Source organism: Stenotrophomonas sp. CASM114, from assembly GCF_049384325.1.
GTDB lineage: Bacteria > Pseudomonadota > Gammaproteobacteria > Xanthomonadales > Xanthomonadaceae > Stenotrophomonas > Stenotrophomonas muris.
The window spans coordinates 187511-211947 of record NZ_JBMRGJ010000006.1 but is presented as its reverse complement, the minus strand read 5'-3'; the positions used below and the strand labels follow the sequence as shown (position 1 = coordinate 211947).

Below are 24437 nucleotides of genomic sequence, written 5' to 3'. Positions count from 1 at the left end.
GTCTGGGTCCCTGGCGGTCAGTCTCCGCCTCCACCCACCCTAGTGTGGGCGGGATGCTGCGTTTCAAGCGTCGGATGTTCCAGGAGTGCGCCCGGCTGGCGAAAACGCCGCGCCGAGTACATCGGCAGTGGCCTGGACCAGCGGGATCATCCGGTCGTAGGCCATCCGCTTGGGGCCGATCACGCCCAGCACGCCCAGCACCTGGCCATTGGCCGTGTAAGGGGCAGTGACCAGCGAGACGCCCTGCAGCGGCATCATCCCGGTCTCCTCGCCGATGAAGATGCGCACGCCGGGCGCCTGGATGGTCCGCTCCAGCAGCTGCAGGATCTCGCGCTTGCTGGAGAACAGCTCGAACAGCTCGCGCAGCCGCTCCAGGTCGGACAGGTCCTGCACCCCCATCAGACGGGTCTGCCCGGCCACCAGCATGTCATCGGCCGCCGGCTGCAGGGCCTGCTCGGCCAGCTCGATGCTGTGCGCCAGCAGCTGCTCCAGCTCCGAACGGGCATCACGCAGTTCCAGCAGCAGGCGGGTGCGGATCTCGGCCATCGGCAGGCCGGCGAAATGCGCGTTGAGGTAGTTGGCGACCTGCTCCAGCTGGCCCGGCGCGAACTCCTGGCGGGTCTCGATGACCCGGTTCTGCACCTCGTTGTCGGCGAACACCAGGATCGCCAGCACCCGGCGCCCGTCCAGCGCCACGAAATCGATCTGGCGGAACGCGAACTGCTCGCGCCGCGGGGCGCTGACCACGCCGACGAAGTGGCTCATCGCCGACAGCAGCTCCGAGGCGCTGCCAAGCAGGGCCTGGGTGCTGCCGCCGCCGGCCAGTTCCTGGCGCAGCCGGGCCAGCTCGCCTTCGCCCGGCGGCTGCATCTGCAGCAGGCTGTCGACGAACACCCGGTAGCCATGTGCGGTCGGGACGCGCCCGGCCGAGGTGTGCGGCGAAGCCAGCAGCCCCAGGTCTTCCAGGTCACCCAGGATGTTGCGGATGGTGGCCGGGCTGACCTCCAGCCCGGCCACGCGCGCCAGCGTCTGCGAGCCGACCGGCTCACCGTCCTGGATGTAACGCGCGATCAGCGTGCGCAGCAGATGGCGCGCACGCGGGGCAAGCTGGTCGGGAGAACCGTGCATGGAATCAACCTGTGAGACACGGACACTAGATAATGGCGGCGGATCACCTTGGCAAGTCATTGGACCTCCCGCGCCCGCGTGCTAGCGTTGCGCGGCTGCTGACACCCCCTTACCCATGCTCAGACATCTTTCGATCAAGGATTTCGCCGTCGTCCGCGCCACCGAACTGGAGTTCGGGCCAGGCATGACCGTGGTTTCAGGCGAGACCGGCGCCGGCAAGTCACTGATGGTCGACGCGCTGGGCTTCCTGTCCGGCCTGCGCGCCGACAGCGGCGTGGTCCGCCACGGCGCCGCGCGCGCCGAGCTGTCGGCCGAGTTCGCGCTGGACCAGCTGCAGGCCGCGCGCCAGTGGCTGGCCGACAACGAGCTGGACGACGAAGAACAATGCCAACTGCGCCGCGTGATCCGTGCCGATGGCGGATCGCGGGCCTGGATCAACGGCCGCCCGGTGACCCTGGCGCAGCTGGGCGACCTGGCCTCGCTGCTGGTGGAGATCCACGGCCAGCACGAGCAGCAGGCCCTGCTGACGCGCCCTTCGCAGCTGGCCCTGCTGGACGCCTATGCCGGCAACGAGGACGAGCGCCGCCAGGTGCGCCGCGCCGCTGCGGCCTGGCAGGCGCTGGTCGATGAATCGCTGGCGCTGTCGCAGCAGGGCGACGTCAGTGACCGGATCGGCTTCCTGGAGCACCAGCTGCGCGAACTGGACCGCGAAGACCTGGAACCGGAGTCGATTGCCGCGCTGGGCGCCAGCCACCGCCGCCAGGCCCATGCCAGTGCCCTGCTGGGTGCCTGCCAGGCGGCCAGCAACCAGCTCAATGGCGACGACGGCAGTTCCGCGCTGGACCTGCTGCAGCAGGTGCGCCACGAGCTGTCGCGCCTGATCGAACACGACCCGCGCCTGGGCGAGGTCGACGGCCTGATCGAAAACGCCTCGATCCAGCTGCACGAAGCCCTGTCGCTGCTGGACCGCGTGCATGACGACCTCGACGCCGACCCGGAACAGTTCGAGGAGAACGAGCGTCGCCTCGGCCGCCTTCACGACCTGGCCCGCAAGCACCGTGTGCCGATGGACGAGCTGGGCGCGCAGCGCGAGCGCATGCACGCCGAAGTGGAACAGCTGCGTGGGGCTGACGAACGCCTGCAGCGCCTCGCCGGCGAGATCGACAAGGCCGCTGCGGCCTGGCGCGTGCAGGCCGGGCTGCTGACCGCCAGCCGCCGCGCCGCCGCTGCCGAGCTGTCGGCCACCACCACCGGCATCATCGCCGAGCTGGGCATGGGCGGCGGCCAGTTCCTGATCGAGCTGGAACCGCAGGACGCCGGCAAGCCCGACCCGCAGGGTGCCGAGCGCGTGGAATTCCTGGTGGCGGCCAATGCCGGGCAGCCACCGCGTGCCCTGCGCAAGGTGGCCTCGGGTGGCGAACTGTCGCGCATCTCGCTGGCCATCGAAGTGGCCGCGCTGGACCTGGATGCAGTGCCGACCATGGTGTTCGACGAAGTCGACTCCGGCATCGGTGGCGCGGTGGCGGACATCGTCGGCCAGAAGCTGCGCGCCCTTGGCGAGAAGCGCCAGGTGCTGTGCGTGACCCACCTGCCGCAGGTCGCCTCGAAGGGCCATGCCCATTACCGGGTCAGCAAGGCCCCGGTGGAAGGCATGACCCAGAGCGCAGTGGAAAAGCTGGACAGCAAGGCGCGCGAGGAAGAACTGGCGCGCATGCTCGGCGGCGTGGAAGTGAGCAAGGAAGCGCGCGCCGTCGCACGCAAGCTGCTGCAGGTGTAACGCCGGCCGAGCCGAGCATTGGCTCGGCTTCCGCAAGGTAGTGCCGGCCGCTGGCCGGCACCCCGATGCGGGTGGATGAAGATCATGAGGTTGCCGGCCAGCGGCCGGCACTACCCCTGTGGCTGCGTCAGATCGACGTTCTCCACCAGGAAATCAAGAAACGCGCGCACCCGCAGCGGCAGGTAGCCGCCCTGCCCCAGGAACACCGCGTGCACCTCTTCCAGGTCACCGGGATTGGCGTCCTCCAGCACCGGCAGCAAGCGCCCGGCGGCAATGTCCTGCTGCACCTGGAATGCTGCCAGCCGCGCCATGCCCAGCCCACCCAGCACCAGCTGGCGCAGCGCATCGCCGTTGCTGGCGCGCGCGTTGCCACTGGGCAGCAGCATGCGTTCGCGCCCGTCCTGCAGCAACGGCCAGCCCTGCATCGCGCGCGCATGGCCGATATCCAGCCGGTTGTGCGACTGCAGCTCCTCGGCAGTGCGTGGCAGCCCGTGCCGCTGCGCGTAGGCCGGTGCAGCCACGATCATCATCCGCGTCGCACCCAGCCGCCGCGCCACCAGGCTGGAACTCTTCAGTGGACCGGCCCGCACCGCCACGTCGGTGCGCTGCTCAAGCAGGTCGATCACCTCGTCATTGAGGGTCAGGTCCACGCCTACCTGCGGGTTGCGTTCGAGGAACGCCGGCAGCAGCGGCAGCAGGAAATGCTGGCCGAACGGCACGTTGGAGTTGACCCGCAACCGTCCACGCGGCTCGGCATGGGCACTGGCACAGCGCTCGGCCTCCTCCAGGTCGGCCAGCACGCGCAGGCCGCGCTCGTAGAACGCGCAGCCTTCCGGGGTCAGCTGCAGCTGGCGGGTGGAGCGTTGCAGCAGGCGCGTACCCAGCCGCTGCTCCAGCCGGGCCACCAGCTTGCTCACTGCTGACGGCGTCATGTCCAGGGTGCGTGCGGCGGCGGAGAAGCCACCGGTCTCGATCACCCGCACGAACACTTCCAGTTCGCCGGATCGGTTGATGTCGGGTCGCGCCATGGCGATGAATCCAGTTCACAGATGATTGTCCATGCGCAGTCTAGTTCACAGATGACCCCGGAATCACCATGGCGTTCCCTCCCACCTGGATTGCCCGATGAACCGCTTGAGCCAGCTCACCGCCACCGCCCTGCTCGCCCTGTCCGGCGTCGCCAGTGCCGCATCCGCCCCGCACTGGGTCGCCAGCTGGCAGGCCAGCCCGCAACCGGTCTGGGACGCGGATTTCCTGTTCCCGACCCTGGTTCCGGCCACGCTGCAGGACCAGACCTTCCGCCAGACCGCGCGCATCAGCCTGGGCGGGTCCCGGCTGCGGGTGCGGCTGAGCAATGCCTACGGCACCCAGCCGCTGCGGATCGGGGCGGCCAGCGTGGCCGCGGGCGCGGGCGCCACCCCGCAACCGCTCAGCTTCGACGGCCAGCCTGGGGTGTTGATCGGTGCCGGTCAGGAACGGCTGAGCGATCCGCTGGCGGTGGCCACGGAAGACCACCAGGCGCTGCAGGTCAGCGTCTTCGTGCCGGGGCCGACGCCGGTGCAGACGTTCCATTGGGACGGCCGCCAGACCAGCTGGATCGCCGGCGGCAATCAGGCCCGGGCGCGCGACCTGCAGGGTGCCAGTTCCACTACCGCACGCCTGTTCCTCACCGGGATCGAGGTCGAGGCCGCCGCCAGTGCGCGTAGCGTGGTGGTGATTGGCGACTCGATCACCGACGGCGCCACCGCCAGCCTCGACCAGGACCAGCGCTGGACCGACCATCTGGCCGCGCGTCTGGCACCGCGCGGCGTCGCGGTGGTCAACGCGGGCATTTCCGGCAATCGGCTGCTGAGCGACGGCATGGGCGAGTCGGTTCTGGCCCGCCTGCGGCGTGACGCACTGGATCAGCCCGGCGTCGCCAGCGTCATCGTGCTGATCGGCATCAACGACATCAGCTGGCCCGGTACTGCCTTCGCCCGCGCGCAGCCCCGGCCCAGCCTGCCCGAGCTGCAGGCCGGCTATCGTGCCCTGGCCGAACAGGCCCACCGGCGGGGTCTACGCATATTCGGCGCCACCCTGATGCCGTTCGCGGGCGCCCTGCCCGGCACGCCGCTGGACGACTACTACCACCCGGACAAGGAGGCCCTGCGCCAACAGCTCAATGCATGGCTGCGCAGCAACAGCCCGTTCGACGCGGTGATCGACCTGGACGCGGCGCTGCGCGACCCGGCCGATCCGTCACGGATGGCCGCCGCCTACGACTCCGGCGACCACCTCCACCCGGGGGATGCCGGCAACCGGGCGATGGCCGAGGCGGTGGACCTGGAGATCCTGCTCGGTTGCAAGGGGTCAGAGCCCTTTGCTGGCGCAAAGGGATCCGACCCCGCAGAGCGCCCGGGGCCGGCCCCCTTTCCTGGAGGGAAAGGGCCCTGACCCCGGCAACGAAAAACCCCGGGCAAGCCCGGGGTTTCGTCGCTAGCGGCTGGCCGGAACGGCCTACTTGCGCTTCTTGCGCACGTAGAGCACCAGCGAGTGTTCTTCCAGCTCATAGCCGTGATCGGCCGCGATCTTGCGCTGCAGCTCCTCGATCTCATGGCTTTCGAATTCGATGATCTTGCCGCTGTCCACGTCGACCATATGGTCGTGGTGGCCACCACGGTCCAGCTCGTAAACGGCCTGGCCACCCTCGAAATTGTGCTTGAGCACGAGGCCGGCGGCCTCGAACTGGGTCAGCACCCGGTAGACCGTCGCCAGGCCGATCTCGTCGCCATGCTCGAGCAGCTGGCGGTAGATGTCCTCGGCGGTCATGTGGTGCTGGTGGTGCTGGGCATTGCGCTGTTCGAGCAGCGCCAGGATCCGCATCCGCGGATGGGTCACCTTCAGGCCGACTTTACGCAGGTCGTGGGTTTCCATAGGTCTCCGTTCATTGGCGATTTAGCGCCAGCTGCCTCGGATTGGGTCGCGGTGGCACGCCGGGAGTGTATCATCGGTTTGATTTCCCCAACCGCCAGTCCCGATGCGCAATCTCCTGTTGGTCGCCGCCGTCGCCCTGTCCACCACCGGGTGCGGCATCATCTACAAGCAACCCATCTATCAGGGCAACCTGATCCGGGAAGATGCCGTGGCCAAGCTGCAGGTCGGGCAGAGCAAGCAGCAGGTCACCGCGCTGCTGGGCACCCCGTCCATCCCCGACCCGTTCCACGCCCAGCGCTGGGACTACACCTCCAGCCAGCGCGTGAACCGCCTCGGCCGCACCGAAGTGAAGAACTTCGTGGTGTTCTTCGAGAATGACGCCGTGACACGTTGGGAAGGCGACTACTTCCCGGGCAACGACAAGGCCCTGGCCCAGCAGACGGTGCGCCAGTTCGGCCGCAACCTGCCGAAGGACAAGAAGAAGAAGGGCCGCTGAGGCCTGCCCGTCCGCAGGGACGGGTTGCCGGGATCAACCGCCGAGCGCGCGACGCCGGCGGTTGTCCTTGGGGTCGGCCAGCAGCGGGCGCAGCAGCTCGATGCGGTCCCCGTCCAGCAGCGCCTGCTGTGGACGGGCCAGCACGCCATGCACCGCGGCGGCCGGACAGTCGGCACTACCTTCCAGCGCAGCGGCGGCGATGGCGTCGGCCACGGTCGCTCCCTCTTCCAGCTGCAGGTGGCGCGACAGCACGCGCTCCGGCCAAGCCAGCACCACCTCGACCTCGATCATCGCTCAGCCCTCGTCGGCGACGCGGACGAAATCATTGACCATGCGATCGGCCAGTCCCTGGAAGCCGATCGCCAGGGCCGGACCGAGCAGGCGCGAGCTGGGTTCGAACTCCAGGGTCAGGGTGACCTTGCACGCATCCTCGGCCAGCGCATGGAATTCCCAGCGGCCGTGCAGCTGCTTGAACGGGCCATCGCGCAGCTGCATGTCGATGCTGTGCGGGCGCTGCAGGGTGTTTTCAGTCTGGAACCAGGTACTGAACGAGCCCAGGCCCAGGTCCAGGCGCGCCACCAGGCGGTCCTCGCCCTGCTCCAGGATCTGGGCAGCCGAGCACCAGCGGAAACGGCGCGGATAGGCCTGGACGTCGTTGACCAGGTCGAACATGCGCGCGGCCGAATGTTCGACCAGGGCGCTGCGGCGGATAGTAGGCATGAATACAGGACGTTTCGGCAATCGACCGGGCGGGCCCGAATCGGAGACAATACGGAAATGAGCAAGAACAGCGGCAAGGATAAAGCAAAGAGCGCGACGGCCAACAAAACCATCGCGTTGAACAAGCGTGCCCGCCACGAGTACCACATCGAAGAGCGCTTCGAGGCCGGCCTGGCCCTGCAGGGCTGGGAGGTGAAGTCGATCCGCGCTGGCCGCGGGAACATCATCGACGCCTACGCCTATGTGAAGCACGGCGAGATCTTCCTGATCGGCGCGCAGATCACCCCGTTGATCCAGGCCTCCACCCACGTGGTGGCCAATGACCGGCGCGAGCGCAAGCTGCTGCTGCACCGTAGCGAGATCGACAAGCTGGTCGGCAAGGTCGAGCGCGATGGCTACACGATCGTGCCCACTGCGATGTACTGGAGCAAGAACAAGATCAAGCTCGAAGTCGCGCTGGCCAAGGGCAAGCAGACCCACGACAAGCGCGATGCCGCCAAGGACCGCGACTGGGCGATCGAGAAGCAGCGTGTGATGCGTCGCGGCAACCGCGACGCATGACCGCCCCCATCGGCGCCATGGTGACTGCCAGCGCCGATGAAACGCGCACGTTGTGCGCGCGCCTGCTGGCCTTCAACCAGGCCCACGGCGGCGATTCACTCGATGAGACTCCAGTCCGCCTGGCCTGGCATGACGAGCACGGCGCGCTGCGCGGTGGTGTGCTGGCCGACGTCTGTGCCGGCTGGCTGCAGGTACATGTGCTGTGGGTGGATCCGGAACTGCGCGGGCAAGGCATCGGCCAGCGCCTGCTGGCGGAAGCAGAAGCCGCCGCGCGCCAGCTTGGCGCCCGCAACGTGATGCTGGATACCTTCGACTGGCAGGCCGAAGCTTTCTACCTGCGGCAGGGCTACACCGTCTATGGGCGGCTGCCCGATTGCCCGCCCGGGCACGAGCGGATCTACCTGCGCAAGCCATTGTCAGGTTCCTGACCGCGGCCGCGGAAACCGCCGACCGGTCACCCTGCCAGCACGCCCTGCCCGCACATGCGCGGTGCCAGCGCTGCGTGCATCACGGCCAGGTGCATCACCACTGCCAGTTCCGGCGCATGCCGGTCATCGCCGGCGCGCCACCGCTGCGCCAGCTGGGCCGCGTCGGCCGGCAGCAGGGCCAGCAGCTGGGCGTCATCCAGCGAATCGGCCGCGCCCTGGAGCTGCCGCGCCATCTGTCGCGCTTGCCATACATGCACGCCGATGCTGAGGCTGGCCAGCGACATCAGGACCACGGCCAGCCCGTGCTCGAACCATTGCGACAGCACTTCCGGCCCCCACAGCAGGGCCGCCAACACGGCCAGGCCCGGCAGGCGCCAGCCCAGCCAATGGATGCGACCGCGCTGCGACCAGTGCACAACCACCGCACTGGCCACCAATGCCGCGGCCGCAGTCGCCGGCAGCTCGGTCAGTGCGGTGGCCGCAAGCAACACCGCCAGCACCGCCCAGACCCAGCCGGGCGGCAGGGCGCGCCGCTGGTAGTCGGCACCGACCGGCCCGATCAGCTGCCGCAGGCTGCGTTGTTGGCTTGCATCGGTCACCCACAGTCTCCGTGTCTGTCCTGGCCCGGATGGTCGCCGCCAGTGTGTCGCAAATTCGTGCCAGTGACGTTACCAATCCGCTATGCCGCTGGCTCTACAACATGTTGTGGATTGCCACGGTGACTGTTCAGCTGTTTTGGCGTAGCATTGGCAGCGTTGGGCAGGCACTGGCCGTGGCGACACGAAACAGGCCTCGTACCTTGCAGAACTTGAAGAAACCGGGGGTGCATTGGTTTCGACGGGGGTTGTGAAGTCGCCTGGCGCATGCCGAGGGGGTAGCTTTCCTCGTAAATCCAGCTGCAAAACTCTAGTTGCCAACGACGACAACTACGCTCTGGCCGCTTAAGGCCTAAGCCTCGAAACCGCTTGTGTCCATGCTCGCGGTGTAGAGTCACTATCATGGAATCGCGCTGGATGGCTGCCTGTCAGTCCGGCACTAGAACACAACAGGCTGGTTCCCGGATGCGCTTTGCGCACCGTGCTGTTCGGGGACGAGATCCAACGGTGAGCTAAGCATGTAGTGCTGGGGATGGAGTGCCTTCGGACGGCGGTTCAATTCCGCCCACCTCCACCATCTTTATGGCCTGTCGAGGCCGCAAGAAGCCGGATCTCCCGTCGAAGGGGTTCCGGCTTTTTTGTGCCTGCTCGTCGTGCGGGAAGCGTGGGGCATAATCGGGATGGAGCTTTCGCTCCATCGCTGCATTGCCCCGGCCTGCTGCCGCCAGAAGGATCTGCAATGAAAACCGCCACAACCACGCTCGTCCTGCTCCTCACCACCCTCGCCGCAGCCCCAGCCACGCACGCTGCGGCACCGGCCATCGCGCCCCCCGGCACCGCCACGCTGGAAGCGCTGCTGGCCTGCAAGGCCGGCTCGAACTTCAGTGCGGCCGACGCCATCGATGCGCTGCAGGCCGCCGGCCTGGCCAAGAAACCGGGCGGCACCTTCGAGCCGGAGGACAAGCCGGTCGCGCTGTTTGGCGGCACGGTCACCAGTGCCGATGTAAACGTGGCCGAAGGCGAGAAGAGCCTCTTCGTGTACTTGAACGGCGTCGATTCCAAGCGCCTGGCCAAGGCCTGGTCGGTGACCGAGGTCAACGAGCATGCCAACACCGAAGAACCGTCGTACGTGAAGCGCATTGACAAGCGCCACACCCTGCACGTGATCGCGGGCGACGACTACGAGGGCTATTCGGCTGCGGTGAAGTGCCAGATCAGCCGCTGATGGCGTAGCCGACGCTACAGCCAGCGCGGCACGCGATGACGGTATTGCGCGTACGCCTCGGGAAAGCGGGCCATCAATGCCCGCTCCTCCGGCAGGATCTGCAGCTGGGTGATGTACACCAGGAACAGCGGCACTACCAGCAGCGCGATCAGGTTCTGCAGGTACACCACGGCGCCAAGCAGGACCAACGCCTGGCCCAGATACATCGGATTGCGCGTGCGGCGGTAGATTCCGCTGGTAACCAGCGCGCTCGACGCCGAAGGTCGCAGAGGATTGACGGTGGTACCGGCGCGCTGGAAAGACAGCTTGGGCAGCAGATTGAGCACGACACCCAGCGTCACCGTCACGCCTGCGAGCAGAACCGGCATCGGCACCCGAAGGTGGAAACCCGGCCACAGCCAGCGTGCTGCAAAGCCCGCAGCGGCGCACAGCAGCATCACCACGGGCGGGGGAATGCGGGTTTCCAGCCAGGCCATCGCGATCACCGTGTCCCTTCCATTCGCCGCAGTGTCACACGGGAATGGCTGAATCGCCCACGGCGGCCAGGCCCAAACCGACCGTTCGGTCTATTCCGCTTTGACAGGCCGGCCGCTAGAGTGACGCCACCGCGCAGGAGCATCGTATGGCTACCACGGGCATGGGCTTCATCGGCCGCACGACCCTCATCATCACCGTGCTGCTCACCCTGGGGGGCTGCGCGACGCTGCGCCAGTTCGGACCGTCGGTGCAGGTCGCCTCGGTCACGCCCGGCCAGTACATCGCGCTCAAGCGCGGTGACATCCTCACCTCCGGCAAGCTCAGCGCGGCGACCACCGAGACCCTGCGCGTGGCCGGGCTCGATGAGGGCGTCTGTGCCAAGCCCGGCCTGCCCTGCATCGAGGCCATGGAAAGCAGCATCGTGGTGCGCGAGGAAGACAAGCGCTCCAGCCTGGCCGAGTTGTGGCTGCAGCATGCGATGACCCTGCCGGCACCGAAGCGCGAGTACTCGGCATCCGGCCGCGCCAAGACCGCGATCACCGAACTGGATGCCGACTTCCAGCCGCGCCTCGATGCGTGGATGCAGGTCGCGCGCCAGGCCTATGCCTATCTGTTCTTCACCGAGCGCACCGCCAACCAGCGTGGTTTCGAGGACCGCCAGACCCAGGTGCGCGACTACTACAACCTGGCTGTGCAGGAAGCCTCGGTGCAGCTGTACAACGCGTACGCCACCGGGCGCGTGCACAGCCAGGCCAGCCATTTCCAGCTGGGTCGCTGGACCTTCGTGCTGGCCCCTTCAGGCGAAGCGTCGCCGCTGGACACGCGCACCCCCACCGAGCTGGTACCGGCGGCCTCGCTGTCATTCACCGGTACGCTGCGCAGCGTGCATCGCCGCGATGGCTTCGGTGCCGAGCTGGTGGCGGTGATGGACGATCCGGCTGGCAGCACGGCCACCCCGCCTTCGGCAGCGACGCCCGCCGCGCAGGCAAGCACCCCGGCCGCGCAGAGCTGGAGCGAGATGCCCTCGCCTTCGATGACGGTGCTGCTGCGCTTCTCGGGAAAGAACCTGTGGGAAGTGCTGCACGACGACGAGCCGGAACTGGAGATCCACGATCCCTACCAGGTCTCGGAAGTAACCCTGCACGGCCAGCAGGTGCCGTTGGCGGCCAACTTCACTGCGGGCTACGCACTGTGGCTGGCGCGCTCCAACTTCAGCCACCAGTCGCTGCGCTCGCTGTTTGGTGGCAAGGGCGGCATCGACGCGCCGCATCTGTACATGATGCAGCCCTACGACCCGAACCGCCGCGTGCTGTTGATGATCCATGGCCTGGCCAGCAGTCCCGAGGCCTGGGTGAACGTGGCCAACGAACTGATGCGCGACGACGAGATCCGCCATGACTTCCAGGTCTGGCAGTTCTACTACCCGACCAACATGCCCATCGCGATGAGCCACGATGCGATGCGCCACACGCTGGCCGAAGTGCTCAAGCACTTCGACCCCAGCGGCAAGGCGCAGGCCTCGCATGACATGGTGCTGGTCGGGCACAGCATGGGCGGGGTGATCGCGCGGTTGATGGTCTCTTCCTCCGGCGACCACCTGGTCGACACCCTGCTGGCCACCGCGCAGATGACGCCCGCCCAGCGCGAGCTGCTGCGCACCAAGGGCGCGCCGGTACTGACCTTCCTGCCGGAACGGGAAGTATCGCGGGTGGTTTTCATCGCCACACCGCATCGCGGCACCGACGTGGCCGGTACCCGCCTCGGCCGCTGGATCGGCCGCCTGGTACGGCTGCCGCTGACCGTGCTGGAGGACGTGGCGATGCTGGCCAACGACGGCCAGATCGATCGCAACGATGGCAAGCACGGCTACCAGATGAACAGCATCCAGAACCTGGACAAGGACGACCCGTTCGTCCGCGCCGTGGCCGACCTGCCGATGTCACCGAAGGTGCACTACCACTCGATCATCGCCCGCGCCAAGGCCGATGGCCCACTGGAAAAAACCGATGACGGGCTGGTGCCCTACTGGAGCTCGCACCTGCCACACGCCGTTTCGGAGAAGGTGATCGTGTCCGGTCACAGCGTGCAGGAAGCCACGCCGGCCATCGTCGAGCTGCGGCGGATCCTGCGTGAGGACATGCAGGAACACGGGCGTACGGCAAAGTAAGCCGTCCGCCCCTGCAGATCAGGCACCGGCCGTATGGCGCGAGAACGTGCCGTGCAGCGCCGCGGGAATCGCGAAGCCTTCCATGCGCACCTCGGGCCGGTAGCCGGCGCTGGGGGTGAAACGGAATTCGCGCGCCAGCAGCGCACACAGCAGTACCAGTTGCGCGTTGCCCACCGCCGATCCCACGCACGAGCGCGTGGGGAAGCCATAAGGCACATAGATGCCGGCGGTGCGCTTGCGCCGCTCGGGCAGCCAGCGATCGGGATCGAACTGCAGCGGGTCATCCCAGTATTTCGCCGAGCGATGCTGGATGAACGAGCTCAGCTCGAACACCGTGCCCTCGGCGATGGCCTGCCCTTCCACCTGCAGATCGCAGGCGGCCACCCGACGGTTGTTGAAGGGCGTGGAATACAGTCGCATCACTTCCTTCAGGAAGCGCATCGTGCAGGGAATCCTGGCCATCGGCAGCGCATGGATCTCCGCATCCGAGAGCGGCGCGAATTCCTCCTCGATGCGCTGGCGCCAGCGCGGATGCATCTGCATCGCCAGCAGCAGGCAGGCGGCCATCATGCCAGGCACGCCGGAAATGGCGATCAGCTGCACGGTGACCAGGTAGGTGACCTTGTCCAGGCCGATGCGCTCGCGCAGGCTCAGCAATGACTGCGCGTAGTCCAGCGCCGAACGTCCGCTGCGGACCCGGCGCTTGAGTTCGGCGGCGATCGCCCGCGATTCGCCGCGACCGATGAGGAAGTTGCGCAGCAGATGACGCCGATGGATGACCTGCTCGACCTGGGTGGTATAGCGCAGATGCAGGGCGCGTTCGATGGCCGCGGTGCCGCGCGCGTCGAGCCCATCGATCACCAGTGGCACCAGCGGATGCGCCATCACCTTCCACACGGCTGGCGTGGCATCCAGCTCGCGCCCGCACAGTGCGTCCAATGCCTGCCGCATGCGCGACTGCAACGCCTCCAGAGTCTGTGCACTGGTGAGCTCAGCACTGCGCGTGGCAATCAGGCTGCGCACTTCGGTCCAGCGCACGCGTTCGTGCCGGCGGAACAGGTCGGCCAGCGACTCGACCACGAACAGGTGCTCGGAATTCTCCTTGTCGACCTTGCCGGCCAGTTCCGGGCAGAACACCCCGATACCGCCGGTTTCCAGTTTCAGCACCGGCCCTTCGCGCTCCACGCGCGCAGCCAGGCGCTCGGCAGCAATGGCGCTGCCTTCATTCGACATCCCTTGCATGCAGTGCGTCTCCGGCAGGAAGGGACTCGAAAGACGAGTCCCTTCGTCTTGCTACCGCTCAATCGCGGGGTTGCCCCGCGGGATCAGAACTCGACCCAGAGCGGCCAGGTATTCCACACACTGCTCTTCTCGTTCGGATGGATATTCAGAGTGACGCGCAATGCTCGGGCGAATCTTTTCATTTTCATTCCTTTGCTTGCTGTGTGGTTATGCCGGGATTATCCCGGCACCGGCTAGATAACACGACATAATCCCCCTGTCCAACCGGCCGGGTGGCGCACCGCAGCATCCGGGTGGTGGTCCATTGAGGGGAATCCCTCATCGCGCCTGCGCATGCGGCCTCCTATGCTGGGCTCACTTTCCCCCAACGGAGGTCCGCATGAACACGCAAGAGCCCAGCCGCCAGCCCAGCCCCGATCCGGCCGAGCGCGATGCCTTCTTCCCGTCGCCGTACTCGCTCTCGCAGTTCACATCGCCCAGGAGCGACCTGTCCGGGGCCGACTATCCGGATGCACGCCGCGATGGCCGCTGGAAGGTGCTGATGATCGCCGCCGACGAGCGTTATCTGCCGACCGCCAATGGCCACCTGTTCTCCACCGGCAACCACCCAGTGGAAACCCTGCTGCCGATGTACCACCTGGACAAGGCCGGCTTCGACATCGACGTGGCGACGCTGTCCGGCAACGCCGTGAAGTTCGAGTGGTGGGCCTTCCCGCGCGAGGACCGCGAAATCGGCGCACTGTACGAACGCTACGAGGCGCGCTTCCGCCAGCCGTTGCAACTGGGCGAGGTGGTGGCTGGCCTGGGGGCCGATTCAGACTATGCCGCCATCTTCATTCCCGGTGGCCATGGCGCATTGATCGGCCTGCCCGGGAGCGCGGCGGTGAAGGCCACGCTGCAGTGGGCCATGGCCAGCCAGCGCCACATCATCACGCTCTGCCATGGCCCGGCGGCGCTGCTGGCGGCGGGCGTCGACGAAGCCGACGGTGGCTCGCTGTTCCGTGGTTACCGCATCTGCGCCTTCCCCGACGCAATGGACCGGCAGACACCGGAGATCGGCTACATGCCGGGGCAGCTGCGTTGGTTCTTCGGTGAACGCCTGGCGCAGCAGGGCGTGCAGATCGTCAACGAGGGGATTGATGGCAGCGTGCTGCAGGATCGCCTGCTGCTGACCGGCGACAGCCCGCTGGCCGGCAACGCGTTGGGCAAGCTGGCCGCACGTACGCTGCTCGATGCACTGGCGGGGCGCTGAGCCCATGCCTGCGCTGGTGCCCGCGCTGCTGGAACTGGAACAGGCGCGGTCACTGCCCGCGGTGGGCGGCGTACTGCGCGCCGCCGCCTCACCCCTGGGCTACGACCGCCTCCTGGTGTTTGCCACCGGAACCGGGTTGGACCGCGACGCGCAGCGTGTGTACTGGATCGAGGGCGACTGGTTCGATGACGGCAGCGATACCGCACTCGCCCGCTACCTGCATGCCTGCCCGGTCAACCGTCATGTGCTGGACAGCAATGCGCCGTTCTTCTGGAGCAAGCGCCAGGGCGTGCGCGGCGAACGCTATCAGGTGGTGAAGCAGCCGCGCGGCGATGGCCTGCATGGATTACAGGTTCCGGTGTTCGGCCCGACCGGCCTGGAGGGTGCGGTCAGTTTCGCCGGCACCTCGATTGATGCATCCGCCAGCGCGCGCCTGCTGCTGGAATTGGTCGGAACGTCAGCCTTCCGTGCGGCGCGCCAGCTCGCCGAGGCGCCCGCGGATGTTCGCGCAGGCGCGTTGAGCGCACGCGAACGCGAGGTGCTGCGCTGGGTCGCCGCTGGACGGCGCCAGGCGGAGATCGCGGCCACGCTGGGGCTGTCTGCACGCACGGTGGAGAACCACCTGCGGCGAGCGCGACAACGGCTCGGCGTGGCCACCACCGCGCAGGCGGTGCGCGCGGCAGGCCGCAGTGGCGAGATTGAAGACTGAGCCAGGCAGTACAGATGCTGTCAGGCGTGCCGCGGCGTCAGCGTACCGATGAAATCGACCGGAATGGCGAAGCCTTCCAGCTGCATCCACGGCGTGGGCTCATCCTGCACCGTCAACTCGAAATCGCGGGTCACCAATGCGCAGAACAGCAGCAGCTGCGCGTGGCCGACCGCACTGCCGATGCAGGCCCGCGAGGAAAATCCGAAGGGCACGTAGGCGCCCTTGTTGGCCTGGCGTCGCTCCGGCAACCAGCGATCAGGATCGAAGCTGTCCGGGTTCTGCCAGTACTCCGGCGAATGATGCTGGAAGTAGGACGACAACTCGTATGCCCCGCCCTTGCGGATGCACACGCCCTCGATATCGATATCGTGCGAGGCCGGACGATGCAGCGCGAACAGTCCCGGCCACAGCCGCAGGGTTTCCTTGACGAAACGCGACGTGCACGGCAGCGACTTGATCGGCAGCGCATGCAACTGCTCCAGGCTCAGCGCCGAGGTTTCCTCGCGGATGCGCGCCTGCCAGTGCGGAAATCGGTGCATCGCGTACAGCAGGCTGGCCGCCGTGATGCCCGGCAGGCCCGACATGCCGGCCAGCACCATCGACACCAGATAGGCCACGCGATCCACCCCGACCCGCTGCACCAGCGGCAGCAGGGATTGCAGGAAGTCCTCGCGCGGCACGGTCTGGCGCGCACGACGCCGGATGTGCCGCGACACCGTGCGCGCCGCGCGGCGGGAAAGATGGAAGTCGATGATCCGCCGCCAGAACGAGAAGTTCTGCAGCACGATGGCGTTGTATCGGGTCTTCTGCTCACCGATGAGCGCATCGACGTCGGATCGACTGAGGCCGTCGATCAGCAGCGGCAACAGCGACTGCGAGATCGTCCACCAGCTCAGTTCGCTGAGGTCATGCGGCCTGTCCGCGCGCTGGGCAAGGAAGCCGTGCATGCGCGTGTAGAGGTCGCGCATGTGGCCGGGACTGGCCAGCCGCCCGGCCTGCTCGCTCAGCAACGCCCGCACCTCACGCCACGCAACGGGGTCCCTGCCACTGCGCAGCCCAAGAAAATCAATCAGTGAATCCGGTACGGTGTGCTGGTCGGTGTTGGCCTTGTCGATCCTGACCGCCAGGGCCGGATCAAAGATGCCGACGACATCATTGTTGAAGCGCAGTACCGGCCCTTCGCGACGCACGCGTTCGAGCAGGTCGTCGATGGAAACCACTTCCGCATCCGCTGCACGCTCATCCATGCCCTGCCTCCAATGCCAGGGAAGATCATCGACCTTCCCTGGCGATGTCATCGAATACGTGGAGTCCTTCCGGTCAGAAGATATTCCAGTAGCGATACTTGGAACGGATGCACTGCGTGGAATTGTCCGAACGCAGGTTCAGCGACACCTGCAGGGCGCGAATCAATCGTGTCATGGCACAGCTCCTTGTGGTTCCGTTGATGGTTGCTGCGGTGCCGGACTCAGTGGCCGGCAGCGCCGTTCTAGCACGCAGACCCGCGCGGGCGGGTCAATGCGCTGTCAAGGCCCTGCTGAATACGCCGCAGCGACCGGCGGATACCGCCAGCGCGCGCACAGCAATGAACAGGCAATCCGTGCGATGCTCCATGAAACCGTTTTCATGGAATGGAGGGATTCCACGATGTTGTCGCGTTTCCGTCGCCCTGTACTGTCTGCGCTGCTGGCGCTTGCCCTGCCTGCGACCAGCGCCTGGGCCGCAGCCCCCGCGCCGTTGAAGGTGATGTCGTTCAATGTGCGCACCCCGGCCGATACCGAGCCGGGCAAGCGCTGGCCCGACCGTCGCGACGCGATGGTGAAGGTCATCCTCGATGCGCACCCGGCGGTGATCGGCACCCAGGAACTGGTGCAGGAGCAGGCCGAGTACCTGGCAGGACACCTCCCCGGCTACCGCTGGTTCGGCGAGGGCCGCCGCGGCGGCAGCGGCGACGAGCACATGGGCGTGTTCTACGACAGCAAGGTGCTGGCGATCGAGGAATCAGGCAACTTCTGGTTGTCCGATACGCCCGATGTGCCCGGCAGCATCACCTGGGGCAACCTGTATCCACGCATGGTCACCTGGGCGCTGTTCCGCCGCATCGACGACGGCCGCCGCTTCTACTTCATGAACACCCACCTGCCCTACCGCGACGAAGACGAGCCGCGGCGGGTCAAGGGTGCCGAACTGATCGGCAAGCGCGTGGCCAACCTGCCGGCCGATCTGCCCGTCGTGCTGACCGGCGACTTCAACAGCGAACCCGGCGGCGACACCTACAAGGCATTCACCCGCGTGCTGCAGGACACCCGTACCCAGGTGAAGGCTCCGCAGGGCCCGCGGCTGACCTTCCACGATTTCACCGGCAAGGCCACCGTGCAGCTGGACTGGGTCCTGGTGCGCGGCTTCCATGCGCGCAGCTTCCTGACCGATGACCGCCGCATCGGTGGCGTGCTGCCTTCGGATCATTTCCCGCTGGTGGTCGAACTGGACTGGCCCAGGCACTGAGCAGCCACGGCAGCCGCCGCTACGGCGGTGGCTGCCGCGACAGCAGGCGATACAGCGCCTGATGCTGGTCGCGCGCCTGGCAGATGCGGGCCCCGATCGCCAGGAACACGGCCACGCCGATCAGGCCCAGCCCCAACATCGAATCCTGCAGGCGCAGGAAACCGACCGCCGCCGCCATCGTCGCCAGCACCAGCAGTACCACGACCGCCACTGACAGACCTGCACCCGGTGGACCCGGATCGCCGAACAACATCCGTTGGGTATCCCGCCTTCCATCCGCCATCGCCTGTCCTCCCGAGTGCCTGACCCACTTGTTACACGTCGGGCCGGCATTCCGGCAGAGTCAGAAACGTCACGAAGGTGAAGATGTACGCGGAACGCATCGCGTTACCCTGCCTCCTCCCCCGAACTGCGGAGCAGGACATGGCCCACCAGAGCCGGCTGGCTGGATTCATCATCGACTGCCAGGACCTTCCCTCCGACGCAGGTGCCGGCTTCTGGGCCGCCGCGCTCGGCCTGCAGGCACAGGCGGCGCGTGTCGAAGGGGGCGCCGAGTATGCCGACCTGCTGGGTGCACCGGCGGGCTTGAACGTGGAAGTCCAGCGGGTCGGTCACCCGTCACGGGTGCACCTGGACATCGAGAGCGACGACATCGATGCCGAGGCCGACCGCCTGGAGAAGCTCGGCGCGCGCCGGATAGGCTTCGTCAAACGCTGGTGGGTGATGGAAGCACCGACCGGCCATCGCTTCTGCATCGTGCGCATGCGCGAGCGCGAGGTGCCGGCCAATCAGTGGCCCTGAAAGCAGGAGGGGACGGAAGCCACTGCCTCCGTCCCCTGCGGTTACTGCACCTGCGCCACGCTCGGTTGCTGCGGTGATTGCCCCCAGCCGCCCAGCGCCTTGTACACGCCCACCACGCTGACATTGACTTCGGACTCGGCCGCCGCCAGAGCGTCATCGGCCGCCAGCTGCGTGCGCTGCGCATCCAGCAGGGTCAGGAAGTCTTCCGAGCCTTCGCGATAGCGGATCTGTGCCAGCGATTCGGCACGCCGTGCCGCCTGTGCCTGCTCGACCACGATCGCCAGCCGTGCCTGCTGCTTGGAATAGCGGGTCAGCGCGTTCTCGGTATCTTCCAGCGCCAGCAGCACGGCCTGCTCGTACTGCGCGGCCACGCCTTCGGCTTCAGCCTTGCTGGCACGCAGGCGTGCGCGCACGGTACCGAAGTCGAATGCTGCCCAGCTCAGCGACGGGGTCAGCGACCAGGCCTTGTTGTTGCCATTGACCAGGCCACTGGCATCGCCGCCGAGGAACCCGACGAAGCCGGACAGCGACAACCGCGGGAACAGGTCCGCGGTGGCCACGCCCACGCGTGCGGTCGCAGCCGCCAGGCGACGCTCGGCCACGCGCACGTCGGCGCGCTGGCGCAGCAGTTCGCGGGTATCGCCCAGCGGCAGCGCCTTGGCGAAGGCCGGCACGTCGTGCGGCGCGAGCATGTCGGTCAGCACTTCCGGGCGCTGGCCGAGCAGCACGGCCAGTCGGTTGCGCGACTGCGCCTCGGCCACTTCCAGCAACGGGATGTCGGCCTCGATCGCCTTCAGGCGGGCGCGGCTGCTCTGCACATCCAGCTCGCTTCCCGCGCCCAGTTCCCAGCGCGCCTCGGTCAGCTTCTGCGTATCGCGCAGGTTTTCCAGCGTGTGCTGGGCCACCGCGATGCGCTTCTGCGTTCCGCGCAGCTCGAAGTAATTGCGTGCCACTTCGGCGGCGACCAGTACCTGCGCATCGGCCAGGTTGGCCTGCTCGGCACCGAGGTCGGCGCGTGCGGCCTCAGCGGCACGGCGCTTGCGGCCGAACAGATCCAGCTCCCAGCCGGCGTCGAAGCCGAGCTGGTAGCTTTCACTGAACACCTGCTGCCCACCCAGCTGCGGATCGGGTTGCTTGCGGCGGTCGTAGCTGCCGCCAGCGGTGATGTGCGGCGCCTGGTCGAAACGGCTTTCGACGAACACCGCGCGGGCCTGGCTGACGCGGGCCACGGCCACGCGCAGGTCCAGGTTGTCCGACAGGGCGCCATGCACCAGCTGTTCCAGCACCGGATCATCGAACTGCGCCCACCAGCTGGCCACCGGCGAAACGCTGCTGAAGACCGGCTGCTGTGCGCTCTGCAGGACCACCGGTTCCTGCACCGGGGCCTTGTAGTTCGGGCCGACGCTGACACAGCCTGCCAGCACCAGGCTGGAGACGGCCATCGCCAACGTGCGGATCACCATGGCAGCACCTCGCCCAGGTAGGTGAATCTGCCGCTGGCACCGGATTCGCCGATCAGCGCCATCTGCACGCTGGAGCGCGCGCCTTCGGCGATTTCGATTTCGCCGTTGCCGCCGTTCATGTCGGTCTTCACGTAACCCGGATGCACGGTATTGACCTTGATCGGGGTGTTGCGCAGCTCGTAGGCCAGGCTCAGGGTCCAACTGTTCACCGCGGCCTTGGACGCGTTGTAGGCGGGAATCTTGAAGTCGTAGATGCCCGATGAGGGATCCGCGTGCAGGGTCTGCGAGCCGAGCATGCTCGACACGTTGACGATGCGCCCGGACTTGGCCTGCTTGACCAGCGGCAGGAATGCCTGGGTTACTGCGACCAGCGCATACACGTTGGTGTCGAAGGTGCGCTTCCAGGTGTCGAGCGACTGCTCCGACGGCGCCTGCGCCGGGTTCTCGATCATGATGCCGGCATTGTTGACCAGGATGTCGAGGCGGCCATGACGCTGGCGCACCTGCTCCACCGCTTCGGCGATGCTGGCCGCGTCGGTCACGTCCAGTTGCAGGGCTTCGACCGGCAGGCCTTCAGCCTGCAGCTTCAGTGCCAGCTCCACCGCCGTATCGCGCTTGCGACCGGCCAGCAGCGTATGCACACCTGCCTGGGCCAGCTGGCGCACGGTTTCCAGGCCGATGCCACGGGTGGCGCCGGTGACCAGCGCGATCTTGTTCTGATGGGTATTCATGGATGCATGCCTTGTGAGGGGAAAGCCGCCGCCGGCCAGTGACCGGCGGCGACGGGGTTCCATGTCAGTGGTGGATGGTCGGCTCGCCGTGCTGCACCAGCTGGCCACCACCGTTGCGGGTGACGAACTTGCGCAGGGCCACGTAGAACACCGGGGTGAGGAACAGGCCGAACAGGGTCACGCCCAGCATGCCGGCGAACACGGTGATACCGGTCACCGAGCGCACCTCGGCACCCGCACCATGCGACAGCACCAGCGGCACGGTACCGGCGATGAAGGCGATGGAGGTCATCACGATCGGGCGCAGACGCAGGCGGCAGGCTTCCAGCGCGGCTTCAACGATGCCCTTGCCGCCCATCTCCAGCTCTCTGGCGAATTCGACGATCAGGATCGCGTTCTTGCACGCCAGGCCCATCAGTACCACCAGGCCGACCTGCACGAACACGTTGTTGTCGCCACCGGTCAGCCACACGCCGAACAGCGCGGACAGCAGGGTCATCGGCACGATCAGGATCACCGCCAGCGGCAGCGACCAGCTCTCGTACAGCGCGGCCAACACCAGGAAGGCCAGCATGATCGCCACCGGGAACACGATGAAGGCCGCCTTGCCCTGGGTCGCCTGCTGGTAGCTCAGGTCGGTCCATTCGGTGGTCATGCCCACCGGCAGCACCTTGCCGGCGATCTCGGTCAGCTTGTTCATCGCCTCGGCCGAGGACAGCAGGCGCGGGTCGGCCTCACCGGCCAGGTCTGCTGCCGGATAGCCATTGAAGCGCAGCACCGGGTCCGGGCCGAAGGTCTGCTTGATGGTGACCATCGAACCGATCGGCACCATCTCGCCGCGGTCGTTGCGGGTACGCAGCTTGCCGATGTCCTCGACCGTCTCGCGGAACGGACCGTCGGCCTGGGCGATCACCTGCCAGGTACGGCCGAACTGGTTGAAGTCGTTGACGTAGGCCGAACCGAGGTAGGTCTGCAGGGTGTCGAACAGCTCGGTGAGCTGCACGCCCTGCGCCTTGGCCTTGACGCGGTCCACTTCGGCATCCAGCTGCGGCACGTTGGCCTGGTAGCTGCTGATCGGGAAGGCCATGCCCGGCGTCTGCGCAACGGTGCCCTGCATTGCCTGCACCGCATTCTGCAGCGCGCCGTAACCCAGGTTGCCACGGTCCTCGATGAACATCTGGTAGCCGTTGCCGTTGCCCAGGCCGAGGATCGGCGGCGGCATCATCGCGAACGCGAAGCCTTCCTGCAGGCCGGCGATCTTCTGGTTGATCTCGGCATTGATCTGTGCGGCGGTGCGGCCATGGCGCTCGGCGAACGGCTTGAGCGGGATGAACGCCACACCGGTGTTCGGCGTGTTGGTGAACTGCAGCGCGTTCAGACCCGGGAACGAGATGGTGTGGGCCACGCCATCGGTTTCCTGGGCGATCTTGGCAACCTTGCGCAGCATTTCATCGGTGCGCGCGATCGACGAACCTTCCGGCAGCTTCACACCGGCGATCAGGTACAGCTTGTCCTGGGTCGGGATGAAGCCCGGCGGCACCAGCTTGAAGATCACGCCGGTACCGACCAGCAGGATCGCGTAGACCACGAACACCGCGCCACGACGGCCGAGGATGCGGGCTACGCCACGCTCGTACTTCTCCGAGCTGGACTTGAAGAAGCGGTTGAACGGACGGAACACCCAGCCGAACAGGCGGTCGATCAGGCGGCTCGGCGCATCCTTCGGAGCACCATGGGCTTTCAGCAGACGCGCGGCCAGGGCCGGCGACAGGGTCAGCGAGTTGATCGCCGAGATCACCGTGGAGATGGCGATGGTGACTGCGAACTGCTTGTAGAACTGGCCGGTGACGCCGGACAGGAAGGCCATCGGCACAAACACGGCACACAGCACCAGCGCGATCGCCACGATCGGGCCGGACACTTCACGCATGGCCTGGTGGGCCGCAGCGGTGGGTGACAGGCCTTCCTCGATGTTGCGCTCGACGTTCTCCACCACCACGATCGCGTCGTCGACCACGATGCCGATCGCCAGCACCAGGCCGAACAGGCTCAGCGTGTTGATCGAGAAGCCCAGCAGGTACAGCGCGGCGAAGGTACCCACCACCGACACCGGCACCGCGATCAACGGGATGATCGAGGCACGCCAGGTCTGCAGGAACAGGATCACCACCAGCACCACCAGGGCGATGGCTTCCAGCAGCGTGGAGACCACGGCCTTGATCGAGTCGCGCACGAAGATGGTGGTGTCATACACCGCTTCGTACTTCACGTCGGCCGGCATGGTCTTCTGCATCTCGTCCATCGTCGAGATGACCTGGTCACGAATCTCCAGCGCATTCGCACCGGGCGACTGGAAGATACCGATACCGACCGCGTTCTTGCCATCCAGCTGCGAGCGCAGGGTGTAGTCACCGGCACCCAGTTCAAGGCGGGCCACGTCGGCCAGGCGCACGATCTCGCCATCGGTGCCGCTCTTGAGCACGATGTCGCCGAATTCCTTTTCGCTCTTCAGGCGGCCCTGGGCGTTGATCAGGGTCAGGAACTGGCTGTTCGGCAACGGTTCGGCGCCGAGCTGGCCCGCCGAAACCTGCACGTTCTGCTCGCGCATGGCACGCACCACGTCGCTGGCGGTCAGGCCACGCGAAGCCACCTTGTCCGGGTCCAGCCAGGCACGCATGGCGTAGTCGCCGCCACCGAAGATCTGCGCGTCACCCACGCCCGGAATACGCGCCAGCGCATCCTTGACGTGCAGGCGGGCGTAGTTGCGCAGGTACAGGGTGTCGTACTTGCCTTGCGGCGAGGTCAGGTGCACCACCATCAGGAAGGTTGGCGACTGCTTCTGCGTAGTCACGCCCTGCCGGCGCACGTCCTCGGGCAGGCGCGCCTGCGCCTGCGCCACGCGGTTCTGCACCTTCACCGCCGCCGCGTCCGGATCGGTACCGGGGCGGAAGGTGACGGTCATCTGCAGCACGCCGTCCGAGCCGGCAACCGACTTCAGGTACATCATGCCTTCGACGCCGTTGATCGCTTCTTCAAGCGGCGTGGCGACGGTCTCGGCAATGACCTTGGGGTTGGCGCCCGGATACACCGTGCGCACGACCACCGACGGCGGCACCACTTCGGGGTACTCGCTGATCGGCAGGATTGGAATCGTGATCAGGCCTGCGGCGAAGATCACGATCGACAGCACCGCCGCGAAGATCGGCCTGTCGATGAAGAAACGGGAAAAGTCCATGGAGGAATTCC

At 66.9% G+C, this 24437-nt stretch carries 24 protein-coding genes and 1 other RNA gene; 12 read left to right on the top strand and 13 right to left on the bottom strand.

Going from position 1 to position 24437, the window contains the following annotated elements:
- Positions 1 to 63: 63 nt before the first annotated feature.
- Positions 64 to 1128 carry a heat-inducible transcriptional repressor HrcA gene (gene hrcA, locus VG566_RS09395; protein ID WP_010484463.1) on the bottom strand — a complete coding sequence of 355 codons (1065 nt, stop codon included), beginning with the start codon at positions 1126 to 1128 and terminating at the stop codon, positions 64 to 66.
- A gap of 115 nt (positions 1129 to 1243) precedes the next feature.
- On the opposite strand from hrcA, the gene recN reads away from it, so the two are divergent.
- A complete protein-coding gene (recN, locus tag VG566_RS09390) occupies positions 1244 to 2905 on the top strand; it encodes a DNA repair protein RecN (protein WP_423172626.1) in 1662 nt (553 codons plus the stop codon).
- A gap of 110 nt (positions 2906 to 3015) precedes the next feature.
- Here the strand turns inward: recN and VG566_RS09385 are convergent, their stop codons facing one another.
- Positions 3016 to 3933 (bottom strand): LysR family transcriptional regulator, encoded by a 918-nt coding sequence (locus VG566_RS09385; RefSeq protein ID WP_032959114.1) that lies wholly within the window; start codon positions 3931 to 3933, stop codon positions 3016 to 3018.
- A 97-nt stretch (positions 3934 to 4030) separates the two neighbouring features.
- Between VG566_RS09385 and VG566_RS09380 the strand changes: the two genes are divergently transcribed.
- Complete coding sequence (locus VG566_RS09380; RefSeq protein WP_142234589.1) at positions 4031 to 5338, top strand: SGNH/GDSL hydrolase family protein; 1308 nt, start codon at positions 4031 to 4033, stop codon at positions 5336 to 5338.
- A gap of 63 nt (positions 5339 to 5401) precedes the next feature.
- Here VG566_RS09380 and fur read toward each other — a convergent pair whose 3' ends face one another.
- Positions 5402 to 5818 carry a ferric iron uptake transcriptional regulator gene (fur, locus tag VG566_RS09375; RefSeq protein WP_014646807.1) on the bottom strand — a complete coding sequence of 139 codons (417 nt, stop codon included), beginning with the start codon at positions 5816 to 5818 and terminating at the stop codon, positions 5402 to 5404.
- A gap of 103 nt (positions 5819 to 5921) precedes the next feature.
- On the opposite strand from fur, the gene VG566_RS09370 reads away from it, so the two are divergent.
- The gene (locus tag VG566_RS09370; protein ID WP_014036847.1) at positions 5922 to 6314 is read left to right on the top strand and encodes an outer membrane protein assembly factor BamE; all 393 of its coding nucleotides are present in this window, start codon (positions 5922 to 5924) and stop codon (positions 6312 to 6314) included.
- A 33-nt stretch (positions 6315 to 6347) separates the two neighbouring features.
- Here the strand turns inward: VG566_RS09370 and VG566_RS09365 are convergent, their stop codons facing one another.
- Together VG566_RS09365 and VG566_RS09360 are read right to left on the bottom strand one after the other, a co-directional pair.
- Positions 6348 to 6605, bottom strand: a complete 258-nt coding sequence (locus VG566_RS09365; RefSeq protein ID WP_014646806.1) for an RnfH family protein — start codon at positions 6603 to 6605, stop codon at positions 6348 to 6350.
- Between the two features lie 3 nt (positions 6606 to 6608).
- Positions 6609 to 7034: a type II toxin-antitoxin system RatA family toxin gene (locus tag VG566_RS09360; protein WP_032959119.1), complete on the bottom strand. Its 426-nt coding sequence runs from the start codon at positions 7032 to 7034 to the stop codon at positions 6609 to 6611.
- 57 nt (positions 7035 to 7091) lie between these two features.
- On the opposite strand from VG566_RS09360, the gene smpB reads away from it, so the two are divergent.
- Both smpB and VG566_RS09350 read left to right on the top strand, forming a co-directional pair.
- Positions 7092 to 7595, top strand: a complete 504-nt coding sequence (smpB, locus tag VG566_RS09355; RefSeq protein WP_005409231.1) for an SsrA-binding protein SmpB — start codon at positions 7092 to 7094, stop codon at positions 7593 to 7595.
- A complete protein-coding gene (locus tag VG566_RS09350) occupies positions 7592 to 8023 on the top strand; it encodes a GNAT family N-acetyltransferase (protein WP_014646804.1) in 432 nt (143 codons plus the stop codon). Before smpB ends, VG566_RS09350 begins: the two co-directional genes overlap by 4 nt.
- A 26-nt stretch (positions 8024 to 8049) precedes the next feature.
- On the opposite strand, the gene VG566_RS09345 is transcribed toward VG566_RS09350, so the two are convergent.
- On the bottom strand, positions 8050 to 8622 hold the full coding sequence (locus VG566_RS09345) for a hypothetical protein (RefSeq protein WP_241884453.1): 573 nt from the start codon (positions 8620 to 8622) through the stop codon (positions 8050 to 8052).
- A 220-nt stretch (positions 8623 to 8842) separates the two neighbouring features.
- On the opposite strand from VG566_RS09345, the gene ssrA reads away from it, so the two are divergent.
- Both ssrA and VG566_RS09335 read left to right on the top strand, forming a co-directional pair.
- Positions 8843 to 9196: a transfer-messenger RNA gene (ssrA, locus tag VG566_RS09340) on the top strand.
- A gap of 162 nt (positions 9197 to 9358) precedes the next feature.
- The gene (locus VG566_RS09335; RefSeq protein WP_100449813.1) at positions 9359 to 9844 is read left to right on the top strand and encodes a hypothetical protein; all 486 of its coding nucleotides are present in this window, start codon (positions 9359 to 9361) and stop codon (positions 9842 to 9844) included.
- 14 nt (positions 9845 to 9858) lie between these two features.
- Here the strand turns inward: VG566_RS09335 and VG566_RS09330 are convergent, their stop codons facing one another.
- Entirely contained in the window at positions 9859 to 10320 is a 462-nt protein-coding gene (locus VG566_RS09330) for a methyltransferase family protein (RefSeq protein WP_241884457.1), read from the bottom strand.
- 146 nt (positions 10321 to 10466) lie between these two features.
- Between VG566_RS09330 and VG566_RS09325 the strand changes: the two genes are divergently transcribed.
- Positions 10467 to 12488 carry an alpha/beta fold hydrolase gene (locus VG566_RS09325; RefSeq protein ID WP_241884396.1) on the top strand — a complete coding sequence of 674 codons (2022 nt, stop codon included), beginning with the start codon at positions 10467 to 10469 and terminating at the stop codon, positions 12486 to 12488.
- Between the two features lie 18 nt (positions 12489 to 12506).
- Here the strand turns inward: VG566_RS09325 and VG566_RS09320 are convergent, their stop codons facing one another.
- Complete coding sequence (locus VG566_RS09320; RefSeq protein ID WP_241884395.1) at positions 12507 to 13730, bottom strand: cytochrome P450; 1224 nt, start codon at positions 13728 to 13730, stop codon at positions 12507 to 12509.
- A gap of 379 nt (positions 13731 to 14109) precedes the next feature.
- Between VG566_RS09320 and hchA the strand changes: the two genes are divergently transcribed.
- Positions 14110 to 14982 carry a glyoxalase III HchA gene (gene hchA, locus VG566_RS09315; RefSeq protein WP_241884394.1) on the top strand — a complete coding sequence of 291 codons (873 nt, stop codon included), beginning with the start codon at positions 14110 to 14112 and terminating at the stop codon, positions 14980 to 14982.
- A gap of 4 nt (positions 14983 to 14986) precedes the next feature.
- The gene (locus tag VG566_RS09310; protein ID WP_241884393.1) at positions 14987 to 15691 is read left to right on the top strand and encodes a PA1136 family autoinducer-binding transcriptional regulator; all 705 of its coding nucleotides are present in this window, start codon (positions 14987 to 14989) and stop codon (positions 15689 to 15691) included.
- Between the two features lie 20 nt (positions 15692 to 15711).
- Here the strand turns inward: VG566_RS09310 and VG566_RS09305 are convergent, their stop codons facing one another.
- Positions 15712 to 16938 (bottom strand): cytochrome P450, encoded by a 1227-nt coding sequence (locus VG566_RS09305; protein WP_241884392.1) that lies wholly within the window; start codon positions 16936 to 16938, stop codon positions 15712 to 15714.
- Positions 16939 to 17338: 400 nt separating this feature from the next.
- Between VG566_RS09305 and VG566_RS09300 the strand changes: the two genes are divergently transcribed.
- Positions 17339 to 18196, top strand: coding sequence for an endonuclease/exonuclease/phosphatase family protein (locus VG566_RS09300; protein ID WP_032959133.1), 858 nt, complete (start codon positions 17339 to 17341; stop codon positions 18194 to 18196).
- Between the two features lie 19 nt (positions 18197 to 18215).
- Here the strand turns inward: VG566_RS09300 and VG566_RS09295 are convergent, their stop codons facing one another.
- On the bottom strand, positions 18216 to 18479 hold the full coding sequence (locus VG566_RS09295; RefSeq protein ID WP_032959134.1) for a hypothetical protein: 264 nt from the start codon (positions 18477 to 18479) through the stop codon (positions 18216 to 18218).
- 140 nt (positions 18480 to 18619) lie between these two features.
- Here VG566_RS09295 and VG566_RS09290 point away from each other — a divergent pair, with 140 nt between their 5' ends.
- Complete coding sequence (locus VG566_RS09290; protein ID WP_100449811.1) at positions 18620 to 18997, top strand: VOC family protein; 378 nt, start codon at positions 18620 to 18622, stop codon at positions 18995 to 18997.
- A 41-nt stretch (positions 18998 to 19038) separates the two neighbouring features.
- Here VG566_RS09290 and VG566_RS09285 read toward each other — a convergent pair whose 3' ends face one another.
- From VG566_RS09285 to VG566_RS09275, 3 genes are all read right to left on the bottom strand, one after another.
- Positions 19039 to 20460, bottom strand: a complete 1422-nt coding sequence (locus VG566_RS09285) for an efflux transporter outer membrane subunit (protein WP_241884391.1) — start codon at positions 20458 to 20460, stop codon at positions 19039 to 19041.
- On the bottom strand, positions 20454 to 21191 hold the full coding sequence (locus tag VG566_RS09280; protein WP_241884390.1) for an SDR family oxidoreductase: 738 nt from the start codon (positions 21189 to 21191) through the stop codon (positions 20454 to 20456). Before VG566_RS09280 ends, VG566_RS09285 begins: the two co-directional genes overlap by 7 nt.
- Before the next feature lie 64 nt (positions 21192 to 21255).
- A complete protein-coding gene (locus VG566_RS09275; protein ID WP_014646788.1) occupies positions 21256 to 24426 on the bottom strand; it encodes an efflux RND transporter permease subunit in 3171 nt (1056 codons plus the stop codon).
- Between the last annotated feature and the right edge of the window lie 11 nt (positions 24427 to 24437).

Coding starts and splice junctions, on each gene's coding strand:
- hrcA (WP_010484463.1), bottom strand. CDS start 1,128: ATGCACGGTTCTCCCGACCAGCTTGCCCCGCGTGCGCGCCATCTGCTG.
- recN (WP_423172626.1), top strand. CDS start 1,244: ATGCTCAGACATCTTTCGATCAAGGATTTCGCCGTCGTCCGCGCCACC.
- VG566_RS09385 (WP_032959114.1), bottom strand. CDS start 3,933: ATGGCGCGACCCGACATCAACCGATCCGGCGAACTGGAAGTGTTCGTG.
- VG566_RS09380 (WP_142234589.1), top strand. CDS start 4,031: ATGAACCGCTTGAGCCAGCTCACCGCCACCGCCCTGCTCGCCCTGTCC.
- fur (WP_014646807.1), bottom strand. CDS start 5,818: ATGGAAACCCACGACCTGCGTAAAGTCGGCCTGAAGGTGACCCATCCG.
- VG566_RS09370 (WP_014036847.1), top strand. CDS start 5,922: ATGCGCAATCTCCTGTTGGTCGCCGCCGTCGCCCTGTCCACCACCGGG.
- VG566_RS09365 (WP_014646806.1), bottom strand. CDS start 6,605: ATGATCGAGGTCGAGGTGGTGCTGGCTTGGCCGGAGCGCGTGCTGTCG.
- VG566_RS09360 (WP_032959119.1), bottom strand. CDS start 7,034: ATGCCTACTATCCGCCGCAGCGCCCTGGTCGAACATTCGGCCGCGCGC.
- smpB (WP_005409231.1), top strand. CDS start 7,092: ATGAGCAAGAACAGCGGCAAGGATAAAGCAAAGAGCGCGACGGCCAAC.
- VG566_RS09350 (WP_014646804.1), top strand. CDS start 7,592: ATGACCGCCCCCATCGGCGCCATGGTGACTGCCAGCGCCGATGAAACG.
- VG566_RS09335 (WP_100449813.1), top strand. CDS start 9,359: ATGAAAACCGCCACAACCACGCTCGTCCTGCTCCTCACCACCCTCGCC.
- VG566_RS09330 (WP_241884457.1), bottom strand. CDS start 10,320: ATGGCCTGGCTGGAAACCCGCATTCCCCCGCCCGTGGTGATGCTGCTG.
- VG566_RS09325 (WP_241884396.1), top strand. CDS start 10,467: ATGGCTACCACGGGCATGGGCTTCATCGGCCGCACGACCCTCATCATC.
- VG566_RS09320 (WP_241884395.1), bottom strand. CDS start 13,730: ATGCAAGGGATGTCGAATGAAGGCAGCGCCATTGCTGCCGAGCGCCTG.
- hchA (WP_241884394.1), top strand. CDS start 14,110: ATGAACACGCAAGAGCCCAGCCGCCAGCCCAGCCCCGATCCGGCCGAG.
- VG566_RS09310 (WP_241884393.1), top strand. CDS start 14,987: ATGCCTGCGCTGGTGCCCGCGCTGCTGGAACTGGAACAGGCGCGGTCA.
- VG566_RS09305 (WP_241884392.1), bottom strand. CDS start 16,938: ATGGATGAGCGTGCAGCGGATGCGGAAGTGGTTTCCATCGACGACCTG.
- VG566_RS09300 (WP_032959133.1), top strand. CDS start 17,339: ATGTTGTCGCGTTTCCGTCGCCCTGTACTGTCTGCGCTGCTGGCGCTT.
- VG566_RS09295 (WP_032959134.1), bottom strand. CDS start 18,479: ATGGCGGATGGAAGGCGGGATACCCAACGGATGTTGTTCGGCGATCCG.
- VG566_RS09290 (WP_100449811.1), top strand. CDS start 18,620: ATGGCCCACCAGAGCCGGCTGGCTGGATTCATCATCGACTGCCAGGAC.
- VG566_RS09285 (WP_241884391.1), bottom strand. CDS start 20,460: ATGGTGATCCGCACGTTGGCGATGGCCGTCTCCAGCCTGGTGCTGGCA.
- VG566_RS09280 (WP_241884390.1), bottom strand. CDS start 21,191: ATGAATACCCATCAGAACAAGATCGCGCTGGTCACCGGCGCCACCCGT.
- VG566_RS09275 (WP_014646788.1), bottom strand. CDS start 24,426: ATGGACTTTTCCCGTTTCTTCATCGACAGGCCGATCTTCGCGGCGGTG.